The 12,488-nt window shown below is 66.0% G+C and carries 10 protein-coding genes and 1 tRNA gene; 4 read left to right on the top strand and 7 right to left on the bottom strand.

The annotated features are described in order from the left end of the window. Positions 1–55 precede the first annotated feature (55 nt). Positions 56–388: a hypothetical protein gene (locus JRI60_RS09000; RefSeq protein WP_204225433.1), complete on the top strand. Its 333-nt coding sequence runs from the start codon at positions 56–58 to the stop codon at positions 386–388. Between the two features lie 94 nt (positions 389–482). Here the strand turns inward: JRI60_RS09000 and JRI60_RS09005 are convergent, their stop codons facing one another. The 4 genes from JRI60_RS09005 to JRI60_RS09020 form a co-directional block, all read right to left on the bottom strand. Beyond that, a complete protein-coding gene (locus JRI60_RS09005) occupies positions 483–773 on the bottom strand; it encodes a hypothetical protein (RefSeq protein ID WP_204225434.1) in 291 nt (96 codons plus the stop codon). Between the two features lie 119 nt (positions 774–892). Beyond that, on the bottom strand, positions 893–2,263 hold the full coding sequence (locus tag JRI60_RS09010) for a hypothetical protein (protein ID WP_204225435.1): 1,371 nt from the start codon (positions 2,261–2,263) through the stop codon (positions 893–895). Between the two features lie 118 nt (positions 2,264–2,381). Next, a complete protein-coding gene (locus tag JRI60_RS09015; protein WP_204225436.1) occupies positions 2,382–3,839 on the bottom strand; it encodes a PQQ-binding-like beta-propeller repeat protein in 1,458 nt (485 codons plus the stop codon). Between the two features lie 338 nt (positions 3,840–4,177). Next, complete coding sequence (locus JRI60_RS09020; RefSeq protein ID WP_204225437.1) at positions 4,178–4,942, bottom strand: hypothetical protein; 765 nt, start codon at positions 4,940–4,942, stop codon at positions 4,178–4,180. Positions 4,943–5,120: 178 nt separating this feature from the next. Here JRI60_RS09020 and JRI60_RS09025 point away from each other — a divergent pair. The 3 genes from JRI60_RS09025 to JRI60_RS55075 all read left to right on the top strand — a co-directional run bounded on the left by JRI60_RS09025 (position 5,121) and on the right by JRI60_RS55075 (position 6,508). Then, positions 5,121–5,208: transfer RNA gene (locus JRI60_RS09025), tRNA-Pro, on the top strand. Between the two features lie 114 nt (positions 5,209–5,322). Then, complete coding sequence (locus JRI60_RS09030) at positions 5,323–6,123, top strand: GNAT family N-acetyltransferase (RefSeq protein WP_204225438.1); 801 nt, start codon at positions 5,323–5,325, stop codon at positions 6,121–6,123. 124 nt (positions 6,124–6,247) lie between these two features. Next, the gene (locus JRI60_RS55075; protein ID WP_204225439.1) at positions 6,248–6,508 is read left to right on the top strand and encodes an IS66 family transposase; all 261 of its coding nucleotides are present in this window, start codon (positions 6,248–6,250) and stop codon (positions 6,506–6,508) included. Positions 6,509–6,685: 177 nt separating this feature from the next. On the opposite strand, the gene JRI60_RS09040 is transcribed toward JRI60_RS55075, so the two are convergent. The 3 genes from JRI60_RS09040 to JRI60_RS09050 all read right to left on the bottom strand — a co-directional run bounded on the left by JRI60_RS09040 (position 6,686) and on the right by JRI60_RS09050 (position 12,433). Then, the gene (locus JRI60_RS09040) at positions 6,686–9,178 is read right to left on the bottom strand and encodes a peptidoglycan-binding protein (protein ID WP_204225440.1); all 2,493 of its coding nucleotides are present in this window, start codon (positions 9,176–9,178) and stop codon (positions 6,686–6,688) included. 148 nt (positions 9,179–9,326) lie between these two features. Continuing rightward, positions 9,327–10,781 carry a hypothetical protein gene (locus JRI60_RS09045; RefSeq protein ID WP_204225441.1) on the bottom strand — a complete coding sequence of 485 codons (1,455 nt, stop codon included), beginning with the start codon at positions 10,779–10,781 and terminating at the stop codon, positions 9,327–9,329. A 680-nt stretch (positions 10,782–11,461) separates the two neighbouring features. Then, complete coding sequence (locus tag JRI60_RS09050) at positions 11,462–12,433, bottom strand: hypothetical protein (RefSeq protein WP_204225442.1); 972 nt, start codon at positions 12,431–12,433, stop codon at positions 11,462–11,464. Positions 12,434–12,488 lie beyond the last annotated feature (55 nt).

The following is a 12,488-nucleotide window of genomic DNA, read 5'->3' on the forward strand; positions in this document are numbered from 1 at the left end:
CACTCGGGTGCGACAACCCGGGTGAGGCACCGGCTTGTGTAGACTCCGCTCCACCATGTCCGAGAACATCACGGGAGAACCGGCCGGAGGCTCCGATTCCGAGAATCAGGACCCGACGGCGCGTGTCCTGGTGCACGTGTTTGTGTTGGGCGCGCTCGCCGTGGTGGCGGAGGCCTTCTCGAATATCCCCACCAGCCCCGGGACCATGCTGCCCCTGGGTGGCCTGGTCGGGAAGGTGCTGTGGCTCATGTTCGCGGTGTACACGGTGATCTCCAGCATCGGGGTCATCTGCTGGAACAATTGGTGCGCCCTCTTCGGCATGCATGTGGCGGCGGGGGTGCTCTCGTACCCCGCGGCGATCTTCCTGTTATTTCTGTTGTGGGGCTAGCCAGGCTCCTCCCAGGGGGCGGCCAGCCAGACCTGATAGGCGGCCTTCTGCGCGTCGGTGGGCTCCTCCGTGCTACGCCCCGCCCAACCCCAGATCAGGGGACTTCGCATCTCATGACGACGTCGGCAATCCAAAGGTTGGTCCGGGATACGTGACTGTATACCTCTTCGAGCGGAGTGCCGCCTTGTGCCGTGCACTTGGCGATGGCGTCGGCGCGAGCAGCCTGCATTGCCATGCCCGGATCGTAGCTCTGACCATGGCCGGTAACGGTCACCACCGCAGCCAGTGCCGCACCGGAGAAGGACAAGAGAAGCGCAGAAGCAATGACGAAGGAATGCCTTTTCATTTGTACTCTCCCGATAGATCCGAACGGACGTTCGAGCATGAGAGCTGGCGACAATCGTGAAAGTCAAGCCGGGTTCTGGCAATTCATGGCTCTCGTCAATATCGATCTCGACAGCGTATGCGTAGATGAAGCACCTCTGGACTATAGGGGACCGCGGGCTACTGGAACGCCAGATTGCCCTCCAGCGACGTCGACCACGCCGGCGCGAGCGGATCACTGGCGGGCTTCTGCGTGAAGAGGTCCGCGTAGTGGCCGATAGCGCCATCGAAGGTGGCGCGGAGGGTGATCCGGTAGGTGCCGCGGAAGGGGCGCGGGAAGGACGTTTCACCTATGCGCAGGCGGAAGGGCGTGAAGGAGGTCACCGAGCCTGGTGCCATCACCGTCCAGCCGAACTTCTCGACGTTGTCGAAGTCCGGGCTCATGGAGAACTCCACCCTCTGCGCGGCGGCCCCCCCGCTCCACTGGAAGACGAGGCCCCTGTTCGAGACCACGGGGGCGGGGTCGCTCCACGCTCCCAGGGCGGTGGGTGAGGTGAGGGCCATCGGCTTCGGGAGCGAGAGCGTCGCGGAGGAGAAGTCCTCCACGGGAACCCGAGCGAACGCCGACCCGGATGGGAGCTCGTAGGCGGCTCCCACGCTGACGGAGAGCATCGCACGGGTCGTGTCGAAGGGAGCCGTCCGCGCGATGGCCGGGACGGAGGCCGGGAACCGCGATGGGTAGGAAGCGAAGGCGTCCCTCGACGTATCGAAGAGGTACTGGCCGTCCTGGTAGAACGAGAGCCTCGCCGAGCCGGAGTGCTGCGGGTAGGTCTGCGTGCCATCGATGTTCAGCTGTAGTTGCCGGTCGACCGGGTGGTCGAGCGCGACATCCTGCCCGGAGACCTGCTGCCAGCCGGGCACGGGGATGTCCTTCTTCAAACCAACCGCTTTGAAATCGGATGGGTGACTCGGGTCCCGTTCGACCGCGAACAGGCTCATCACGGAGGGCAGCGAGCCCTCGACCTGGATGCGGTAGCTCCCGTCCGCGGTCACGTAGCCGGAGCCCCTCGCGTCCCGGCCGACGGCATACACGTACACGTTGTGCACGTCGTGCATCCCCGTCACCTTGCCGCTGATGAACGCGCGCTGCGGGTTCTGCGCGGGAGGGACCTTTGGCTCGACCCGCGGCAGCCAGACCTCCGGCCGCTCGAGCGCGAGATAGGTGTACGCCTGCGAGAAGCCGGACTCGAAGTTCGCCACCAGGGTGACGTTCTGGGGCCCCACGAGCGAAGGATCCTCGAACGTCACGTCGCCCGAGGCGTCGGGCTGCTTGAAGAACCGGCTCCCATCCCCGAGCAGGACGTAGACGCTCTTCGCCTCCGTTTCGGTCTCCCCGAAGCGCGTGTGGATCGTGAGGGAGCCCGCGATGACCTGGGGCTGGGGCGGAGGCGTGGAGTCCCCCGGGTCATCCGTCCCCGTGGGAGGAGGAGTGCCCCTGCCACAAGCGGCCCCCCCAACCACCACCACCAGCGCCAGAAGTCCTCTCCGCATCCACGTCATGGCTCTCCCCCTATTTGGAAGTCACGGTGTCGGCCCGACGAGGGCCCACACCGGGGAGAGCCCGTGACCTGGAGAATGATGCAAAGAATCCAGAGGTCCCCTGGCGGGCCTACTTCAGGTTGACGGCGCCCAGCCTGTTCGTGCCCTGCACATAGAGCACACCGTTGGCCGAGAGCGCCAGGCTCCCGGGCTCCCAGTAGGACCACACCGGCGCGTGCGTGGCGAGATCGATGGCGTACACACGCCTGCTCGTGCTGACGAAGACCAGGTTGTCGGTGACGAGGACTTCGCTGGCCTGGCCCCACGAGCCGTAGAGCGCCCCTTCATCGCGGCGGACCGGTGCCCAGCTCCACAGCAGCGCACCTGTCGCTTCGCTTCGCGCCTCCAGGCGATAGGGTTCGATGTGGGTGACGTAGATGACCCCGTTCGCGATCGCCGGGTTGCCGCTGTACATGCCCTCGAGGGACCAGTTCTTCGCACGCGAGGCCGGGTTGAAGCTCAGGACCTTGCCGCCGCTCACGACGACCACCGAGCCACTCGAGCCGATGACGGGCGCTCCGAACATGCTCCCGCCCTGCCCGGGGGAGGTGTCGCCGAGGGTGAAGGCGACCGCGCCGGTGGTCTTGTCCAGCGCGCTGAGCTTGCTGCCGGTATAGGCATAGGCGTACTTCGCATCCACCGCGGGCGTCCACTCGTCGTACTGCGGCAGCGACTGGAACCAGCGCTGAACACCATCGGCGAAGCCGAACGCGTACATCCCGCCGTAGGAGCCGCCGTTGGTATAGACGACGCCGCCTTCGATCGTGGGGGCGTAGTAGCGTTCCCACTGCGAGGCGAACGCCGCCTTCGAGAGCTGCGCACCGGTGGCGGCATCGAATGACCACATGAACGTGGTGTTGTGGCCGCTGGTGGCGGCATACACCTTCCCGCCCGAGACCGCTGGCGGGTTGATTTCATGGGCGCTGAAGTCGAACTGCCACTGCTTCCCGTTGTCGCTCTCCCTCAGCGCGAACACCCTGGGCCGGGCGACGGTGGAGTACCGTATGGGACTCGACAGGTAGATGAGCCCGTTGGCGACGGTCAGCGAGCTCACCCCGCCACTGTCCTCCGGGACCGTCCAGCGCCACCTCGGCGAGAAGCGGCTCGCGTCCAGGGTGACCGGGACGTAGCCCGTGTGCGCGGCGTTGCCCTGGAACGTCTCCCAGTCCGGCACCTGGGCCCAGCGGGTGAGCGGCGTCAGGTTCGTGTCCGGAATGATCTGGAAGTCATACGGCAGGTACCAGGGCGAGCCCGGGTGCGGTGTGCCGCATCCCGCATCCTGGCACAGGTGCACCTCGAGCCGTCCCTGGTGGCGCCCCAAGGGGAGGGAGGGCTTCGTCCGGAAATTCGCGAAGTAGGAGCCCGCCCATGCCCGATCGGGCTCGATGGCGACCTCCGGAAGGAGCACTCCGGCGGCATCGACGATGATGGCGTGGATATCGCCGGACAGCGGAACATTGAGCGTCGCCTTGACGCCCAGGTCCACCGAAGCGCCGACACCATAGGTCTCCACCAGCTGGGCCGGCACGAAGGCCAGCTCGGGAGGAGGTGGTGTGGAGGGTCCCGGCTCGCCTCCATCGCCCGGGGGTCCCCCAGCCCCACCATCCCCCCCATCACCGCATGCGGCCAACCACCCCAACAAGACCAGCGCTGAAAATCTCTTCTGCCCCCAGGTCATGGCGCTCTCCCCCTCAGGAAGTCTCATCCGCGGGCCGAACAGGGGCCCACCGGGGATGAGCCGGTGAGGGAGAAAATGATGCAGGGAATCGTGCGGACGCCGGAGACTCCAGGCGGAATGGGGGCCCTGTTTGACTGACGGAGAGGGGCCTGGATCTCAGTGCCTCCCCAGGCCCTGCTACTCGGGGCTCACGGGTGGACGGACTGCGGCGGCCGACCCCGGTCCTTCGACACCGGCAGGTAGCACTTGCCCTGGTACTCGGCTTGGTCCTCGATGCAGGGCGGGCGCCGGGCGAGCTCCACCCAGCACCCGCCGTTGATCTCCACTTCGTCCCTCTTGGGCTGACAGGGAGCCGCCGCCTGGTTCCTGAAGGGCTTCTGGGGCAGGGGGTATGCGATGGGCCCCGAACTCGGGCTGGCGGTGTCGGTCAGTTTCGGCGCGTCAGCCGGTGACACGGCCTCCGAAGCCACGCCGTGAGCAGCGCGCTCCTCTCCCTCGAGGCCCTTGGGGTTTCCCGAGAGGCCGAGCCAGAGACCCGTGCCCAGCGCGAGCACGGTGAATCCCGCGGCCGCCAGGACCTTCAGCGGAGGGCGCCTCATGAATCGTCCCAGGGGCTGGCGGGTCAGGTGGGCGCGCATCCTGGGGTCGTTCCCCACTGCGTCGAGCCCCGCGAGCGGCAGGGTGAACAGGCGGGCCAGCTCCGCCAGCTTGCCCGAGACCGGAGCCTGCTCCACCTGCACCGCGATGAAGGGAGGAGTCACCTGGAAGAAGACGCGCACCTGCCAGTTCCTCCTGGGTTTCCAGCGCGGCCCGGGCGTCATCACCAGGGCCGGGGCGCCCGTGTGGACGTTGCGCGCCTCGTGGATGGGGCCCAACTCCGCCGCCGCGTGCTTGCACTGTCTGCCGAGTTGGAACGGGCCCAGCCTCCTGCCCTTCTTCTTCGTGGCCTTCATGCGCTGTCCTTTATCGTTCTTCCCGCCCACGCTTCATACCACGGCGCGAGTCCCCTCCCATTGGAGAACTCACGAAGTCATGTCCCTCCGTCACGGTCTTCCAGCGTCCGCGCGAAGCGATCCGTCTCCTGTTCCACCATTGCTTCCAGACGACGGGTGAACTTCGGACCGAAGAGATCGGGAATCGCCTTTGGTAACGGCTGGATGCTCCCTGGCCTTGGTTCGGGACCAAGGGGTCGCAGGTTCAAATCCTGTCTCCCCGACCATCTGAGAACCCAGGAGTTTCTCGGACTTTCGCTGAAACTCCAAGGCTTTATGTTTTTCCCGCCGAGCCCCTCGGCGGCGTGGGTGCTTCTCCTTGTCCCGCTATCCTCCCCGCCATGGCCCGCCCATCCCTCGGAAATGAAACGGATTTGTTCTTCCCTCGCTTCGAGGGACAGGTGGTCGATCGCGGCCCGTACCTCGTGGTGCGCACGCCGGCGAACCCCACCTTCTACTGGGGCAACTACCTCATCTTCGACGCGCCGCCCGGAGAAAGGGACTTCCCCCGCTGGATGGACCTCTTCGTCGAGGAGCTCGGCCGGCCGCCCCAGGTGCGGCACGTGCTGTTCGGCTGGAGTGGCGGCGAGCCGTCCGCCGCCGCGCTCGCGCCCTTCACGCGTGAGGGTTTCGAGCTCTCGGAGGACCTGGTGCTGGCGACCTCCGCCGTCCACGCGCCGCCCCACCCCAACACCGAGGCCACCTTCCGTCCCCTGGAGACGGATGCGGAGTGGGCCGAGGCGCTGGAGCACCAGGTGCTCATGCGCGAGCCCCACTTCGACGAGGCGCCCTACCGCGACTTCAAGGCGAGACAGCTGGCGCGCTACCGGCGCATGGCCGACGCCGGGCGCGGTGCCTGGTTTGGAGCCTTCCTCGGGGAACGGTTGGTGGCGGACCTGGGCCTCTTCCACGAGGGTCCCCTTGCCCGCTACCAATCGGTGGAGACGCACCCCGACTTCCGGCGGCGCGGCCTGTGCGGCACGCTGGTGTGGCGCGCCGCGGAGTACGCCCGCGAGCACTGGGGCGTGAAGCAGTGGGTCATCGTCGCGGTCTCGGACGGGCCCGCGACGTCCATCTACACCTCGGTCGGCTTCGAGTTCGTGGAGCGCAAGCTCGCGCTCCTGCGCCCGCCGGGGGCATGACGCTTCCCGAGAGTCATTCCTCCGGAGCGTGAACCGAGGGGTTGACGTCCGTCTGCCCGGGCCTCCCCGGCCGGATGCCACTCTCGAATGGGCTTGCCCCGGTTACGTGGACAGTAGGATTAAGATGCCAACTTCTTTCCTCACCAACCCCTGGGGGCCGCTGGACAACAATCTGGCGGAGCGGCAGCTGCGCGACATGGTGGTGGGCCGCAAGAATCACTACGGCTCCAAGTCGCCGCGCGGTACCGGGGTGGCCGTCCTCTTCTACTCGCTCATCGAGACGGCCCGTCTGCGTGGTGAGGACCCGGGCCACTACCTGCAGCGCGCCGCGCTCGCCGCCATCGAGCAGCCCGGTACCATCACGCTCCCGACCAGCTCAGACTGACTCCGCCTCGTCCTCTTCGGCACCGGGCGCGCTCATCCTCGCCCCGTCCAGACGGGGTACGGCGAGCTGTTACGTGTATCCGAGGCGATGACTGCGGGTTTCCACACAAACTACGGGAGAGCCACGTAACCGGGGCATGCTCAGCTGCCGATATGCAGGGGCATGCTGGTGGACACGTCAGGCCGTGTTGGCCGGACGGTCCTTCGCGTTGACCTTGAGGGGAGCGGTGGTCGGAACGAAGCCTACAGCCCACGCATAGCTGGAGAGGCACGACTCGACGGTGTACTTGCTGCCATTGCCTACCAGCAGGCCGTCCGCGACCACCAGGACGTCTTTGCCCTCGCGCAACAGCACCCCGACATGGCCCGCATGTCCTGTCCCTCCCAGGGCGTACTTGCCATCGATCTTCTCCACGCTTCGCGAGAGCGCCGGGCCGAAGACGACGACCGTTCCCTCGGGAAGTGCGCGAAGCGCCTTCACGCTCTCCTCTGGAGGCGTCCCCATGCTGCCGTGGCCATGCAAGGGCGGCGTGCACTCGACGAACTTCAACATCTCCAGGGTGTGCTTCATGAACTTGGCGCTGTCCATGGCGGACGCGCACTTCACATTGGCCTCCGACTTGACGACATGGGTCTTGTTGTCCAGATGGCTGTGCTTCGACACGTAGTAGCCCTTGGTCGAGGAGGGGCTCCATCGACCGGTGCCGTAGTCATAGACCCTGCTGATGATGCCACTGGAGACATAGGGCCGGCCCGACGCGCAGGCATAGCCCACCGCTCCCAACATCTCGCAGACGCCCTTGGCACAAAGGCCCTTGTTGTACAGGCTCATCCGCAGCCTGGCCTGCTGGCCCAGCTTCTTGAGCGTTTCCTGATGGGCCACGGCGGGGGGCGTCACCTTGGTAGGGGACGTGTTGGAAGCGGTCTGCTTACCCTTGGAGCCTTGATCGGACTTCGCCACGGTCATCGAGGCCTTGGCTGCGTCAAGGGCCTGGTTGGGCTTGCCCCCGGTGCTGGGGAGCTTGATCCCCAGCTCGGCCAGTCGCGGATCGCTCCGTGAGTAGACGACGCCGGCCTTCCAGCCCTCCACTTTCTGGATGGCGGTCGCGAACTTCCGCAGCTCCGCGTCGTTCAGGCTCGAGAGTGTTCTGTCCACGTCGAGCCCGGTCAGTTTCGAGAGCGTGCGGGCATAGGCAACCGGATCATTGCTGTCCGTGGAGGGCGCGTAACGCGCCATTGCCTTCATCACGGAGAGCGGCTGGTAGGCTTGCGTCTTGAGAAGCGCGAGGAGGGCGGCGAAGCCGGTGGCGTGGTCCGGGAAGATGGCGAAGCGGCGGTTGTTCTTGCCTTTGAAGGCGCCGTGCGTATCGGCGAAGGCGCCGTTGCGGATGTTGCCCGGATTGTTGTTGCGCCAGGCAATGGTGCCCTGGCCACGCACCTCGTTCGGATAGATGACGTAGCCATTGATGACGGTGCCCGCGGACTCATCACCCGTCGAGGGCGAAGAGGCCTTGTTGGCACTCGCCTTCGTGTCCGTCTTGGAGGAGGTGGAGGACTGAGTCTTGGAAGGGGACTTCTGGAGGGTCGTGGTGCCCTGGCTGAGCCCCGGGACGAGCCCGGCCTCCTTCCAGCCTCGGCCCGTGGCCTTGAGGATGCAGACGCCTTTCTTCGAGTTGGCGGCCTCAATGGTCGTCCCATCGCCCAGGCTGATGGCGACGTGGGTGTCCGTGAAGAGCAACGCCCCGCGTGTCTTGATGGCCTCCTCCACCGGGAGGGTGGTCTTGTGCTTGCGGCAATACTCCCGCTGTGCCTGCGAGCCGTCTGGCATGAAGCCCCCAGCCCGGCTGACGGCCCACTCCACGAGCTCGGAGCAGTCAAAGGCCTTGGCCTGGGTGTCGGAAGCCTTCACCTCCACGCCATACACATAGTCCTTGCCCTTTTGAGCCAGCGCGGCCTGCACCATGGCCTCGACGCTGGGGAGGGCCGAGGAGGAGCCGGAGGTGCTGGGGCCGGCAAGCCCCCGCAGGAACTGGATGTGCTTGTCCTCGTCCGGGAAAGAGACACCGGTGGCGAGCAGATCGATGAGCAGCTCCCGAAGAGCGCTCTCCGTCTTCAACATCTCCAGGGCCAGTCCCCCACGAGACTGGACGAGCTTGACATACTCAAGCGCCACGTCATCGGAATCTGCGGTCCACTCCTCGTCGAGCAGCTTGAACGCGGTGGTGACGACAGTGATGTCCTTGCCCCGGTTGTAGAGGGCATGGGCGAGCCCCTCCTCGTCCGTGGACCAGATCGATACGAACTTCTCGACCAACTCCTGCGCGGTGTTCTTGGCCGAGTTGGCCGCCAGCGTCTTGCCATGGGCCGTGCCATCGGCGGGGTGCCGTGGAGTGGCGGAGAGGCTGATGCCGAGCGCCTCCGCGGTCTTGGGGCCAACCACCCCATCGGCGACCAGTCCCTTCGCTCGCTGGAAGGCTTTCACCGCATCGAGGGTCTTCTGCCCGAAGTGGCTGTCCGCCGCACCGACGTTGTAGTGGAGCGCCGCGAGCCTCGATTGCAGGCTGCTCACCTGCTCGCCCTTGCTGCCGAACCGGAGGAAGGTCTGTGGGTCCACCACCCCGCGCGTCGGGCGGGTCGTGGGGGACGAATTCGCGGTTTGGTTCAGCGGCATGAGGACCTCAACGGAGGCGTTTCAAGGAACGTCTACAGGCTCCTCATTCTGGACTTGGGCGCACAGGCATTGCAAATGCGCACCGCGAGGCTTTGGCTCACGTGGAAGCGCCCCTGTGGGATAGGGGCGCCTCGTCAGCGGAGCCTCCTCAGCCCGCCATCTGGCAGGTGAGTGAGCCTGGCTGGACGGTCCGCGTGGCGTCATCGACCTTGTACTGCAGCCTCATGGAGGGTCCATCCGGGTTTTCCTCGTCACCGGGGGTCATGAACTGCGCCTTACAGGCCCACGTCTTCGTGTTCTTCTGGGCTTCGCACTGGACGGACCACTCCTTGTAATCGGCGCGAGCCTTCTTCACGAGCGCGCCGAGCGTCCCCGCCTCCGCCAGCTGGGCACAGGACTCATTGGCCTCTCCCAGCGTCATGCTGGACTTCTCGAGGACGTCGAGCGCTACCTGAGGGTCATCGAGCTTCATGCTCAGCGCCCCGGGCTTGCCCTCGCTGCTGTCGGCACGGGGCCAGAAGGAGGGCTGGAACACCCCGTCCAGCGAGAGCAGGTGCTTCTTTTGCTTCACGTCATAGAGACGCACGGCCTTGTCGGCGATGACGAGGAGCACATTGCCGCGACTCTCCAGGGAGAGGGACGCATCCGTGGGCAGTGAGAGCTTCTCGGGCTCGACGAGCTTGCCGCCCACGTTCCAGCGCATGGGAGGGGAGGCGTTGGGAACCTCGATCGGCTCCGCCCTGTAGTAGATGGGGCCACCCGGGAGGAGGCTGCGGACCCAGTTGCTGCCCTCCAGCAGATCCTCGCCTCTGGGACCGATGAGCTCCGCCTCCGCGGACGCGTCCAGGGCCGTCTGCTCCTCCGGGGAGATGCTCTCCGGCCGCGGCCCTTCCTTCGAGGCGAGCTTCGTGTTGGGGCCGAGCTTCTTGGCGAGGTCGAGCACTCGCGTCTCCTCGGCGGAGTCCGACCCGTAGTCCGTCACCCGGGTCTCCACGCGATTCCACGTGGCGCCTTCGCGGCGATAGGCGTGCGCAAGACCGAGCTCACCCTCTCGATCGATGGGGTACTGCTTGCCCCCGAACACAAAGGCGCTCTGGCCATCCTTCTCGACGCGCTCGGGTGCCTTCATGTGGGGGCTGGCGTAGTGTGCGACGAGCGCGACGGGCCGCCCCTCCGGATCGAAGCCCAGTTCCGTGGTGAGTCCCACCTCTGGCAGCGGCAGTGCCGTGCCCTGACCGGTGACGAGGTCCACCGTCCAGGCGCGTGGTGGGCGCTGGTCCTCGAAGGACTGGAGGACGGCGCCCTTGCTCCCATCAGGGCTCCAGGCGAACTGGGCAAGCTCACACCCGCCCTCGAAGGTGAAGATGTTCCGGCGGGTGCCGTTGCTGGCCTCGAGACGCACCCACTTGCACTTGCCACCCTCCGGTTGGGCAAAGGAGAGCGTGTCGTCGGTGACAGGGGGCAGCTCCGCGGGCTTGCTCGCTGGCGTCACGGTGGACGAGTTCGGGGCGGGCGCTGGTGCAGGGTCCTGGGACTTCGACTTGCATGCGCTCACGACGAGCGTGGCGGCAAGGAGGGACGAGAGGCCAAGCTGGCGGAACATGTGAGGGCTCCAGAGATGAGGCGGCCGGACTCTGTCACAAGGAGGGAGACACAGAAAGGGCGCGCGCGGGCTGCCGCAAACCGTTTCACTCGGCCGGCAGGTTCGGGCAGTCCTTCCGGTAGGGCTCCAGCCCGGCCACGTAGTTCCGCCACTGCTCCGGCGTCAGTTCCCGCTTCAGGTACGTACAAGTCTGGGCTGAGCCTGCCCCGGTTTTGTGGCTCTCCCACACTTCGCATTCGAGAGCCGCAAGTGCGGCAACTCGCTGGAACGGTTGGACTGCCCCGGCTCCAGAAATCCTGGTAATTACCATGGGTTGTGAACCGCTGGTGACCCTTGGACGGCCCTTCACATTGGTTCGGGACCAAGGGGTCGCAGGTTCGAATCCTGTCTCCCCGACCATCAGAAGGGCGCGGAATCCTTGGAGAAATCCTCGGGTCCGCGCCCTTCGTCTTTCCGCGACCAAGAGGCCAGCAGCAAACTAGCAGCAAGCGGAGGGGGTTCGGCTCCAGCGGCGAGCGGAGTTGGTGGGGCCTCTGCTGCCGGTGACGGAGAAGGGCAAGAGGACACCGCCCCTTGTAGGTTTCCTGCTGGGCGGATTCGATTCCCGCTGCCTCCACTCCCCGGTGTAAGGGTAGTTGACGCTGGTGGCGTTCCTTGTAGCCCGTGACCATGCGCTTTACTCAGGGGCATTCGTCCTCGGAGATGCCGAACAGCTCGCGCAACACCGAGGCAATCTCCTCGGCGGCGCGTGACGCGCTTGACCGGTTTCTCTCCAGTTGTTGTGCGACGCGCGCGAGGTTGAGGTCGTCATTCCAAGTGACGTCGGCGCGCATGGCGGTCAGCCATCGACGCTGGATTCGTGTCAGGTGCTCGGGAAGTTTGCCCAGCAGTCGCTCCCGCTCTCGGGCGTAGAGGCGTGCCTCTGCCTCGGTGTCCTGGCGGATCAAGGCTTCCTCGCGCGGGCGGATGACGTCGGTCGGAAGGAGAACCTCAGCGATGGTGCGGCGCTTACGTTCCCTGTTCCGGAAGCGGACGACGAAGTCGACGATTGCCTCACGGCCTGCGTGCTCGTGCCTGGCCAACTCGCCACTCCGCAGCGCGGCAAGCACCTCAAGGCGTGCATTCTCAATAAATTCCCCGGCTGGTGTCCCGGGGATGAACCACTGAGACCGATTGGCGTTCATGAGGCGCCGAAGCTTCGCCTGAACATGGTCCCAGAGGCGGAGGACACCCTCGTCGTTGGTCGCGGCGGCATCGCGTACTTGCTGGTCCACCCATTCCCTCTGGAGCGCCTTGAGGCCGTGAGTCTCGACGAGGTGTCGATAAGCGCGTGCGAGTGCCGCAAGGGTCCATGGGCGAAGTGGGCCCTTCTCGGGGTCGAAGTGCAACTGCGCCCATTCCGCCGCCTTGAGGGTGAGTTCCTCAAGTTCGCGAAAAGCGGCGCGACCGAGACGAGGGCGCAGCAACTCAAGGTACGCTTCGCGTAACGGTGCGATGGCTGCAATGCGGCGCGTCGCTCGCTCGGTCGCTCGGTCGATGCTGCCCGGGGCGGGTGGAAGGTGGCGGCGCTCGGCCGTCGTCACCACCGAATACACGACGCCGTCGCGGCTAGTAGTTGGCTTCGTTTTTGCCGTCGAGAGCTTGCGGGCCATCGCACACGTCCCCTTCTTTCGTCGTCGCTGTGCTTGGCCCTGCCAATCTCATCTC

This window comes from Archangium violaceum, assembly GCF_016887565.1.
Lineage (GTDB): Bacteria > Myxococcota > Myxococcia > Myxococcales > Myxococcaceae > Archangium > Archangium violaceum_B.

Excerpts from the sequence above, each read along its gene's own strand:
- JRI60_RS09000 (WP_204225433.1), top strand. The coding sequence starts at position 56 with ATGTCCGAGAACATCACGGGAGAACCGGCCGGAGGCTCCGATTCCGAG.
- JRI60_RS09005 (WP_204225434.1), bottom strand. The coding sequence starts at position 773 with ATGCTCGAACGTCCGTTCGGATCTATCGGGAGAGTACAAATGAAAAGG.
- JRI60_RS09010 (WP_204225435.1), bottom strand. The coding sequence starts at position 2,263 with ATGCGGAGAGGACTTCTGGCGCTGGTGGTGGTGGTTGGGGGGGCCGCT.
- JRI60_RS09020 (WP_204225437.1), bottom strand. The coding sequence starts at position 4,942 with ATGAAGGCCACGAAGAAGAAGGGCAGGAGGCTGGGCCCGTTCCAACTC.
- JRI60_RS09030 (WP_204225438.1), top strand. The coding sequence starts at position 5,323 with ATGGCCCGCCCATCCCTCGGAAATGAAACGGATTTGTTCTTCCCTCGC.
- JRI60_RS55075 (WP_204225439.1), top strand. The coding sequence starts at position 6,248 with ATGCCAACTTCTTTCCTCACCAACCCCTGGGGGCCGCTGGACAACAAT.
- JRI60_RS09040 (WP_204225440.1), bottom strand. The coding sequence starts at position 9,178 with ATGCCGCTGAACCAAACCGCGAATTCGTCCCCCACGACCCGCCCGACG.
- JRI60_RS09045 (WP_204225441.1), bottom strand. The coding sequence starts at position 10,781 with ATGTTCCGCCAGCTTGGCCTCTCGTCCCTCCTTGCCGCCACGCTCGTC.
- JRI60_RS09050 (WP_204225442.1), bottom strand. The coding sequence starts at position 12,433 with ATGGCCCGCAAGCTCTCGACGGCAAAAACGAAGCCAACTACTAGCCGC.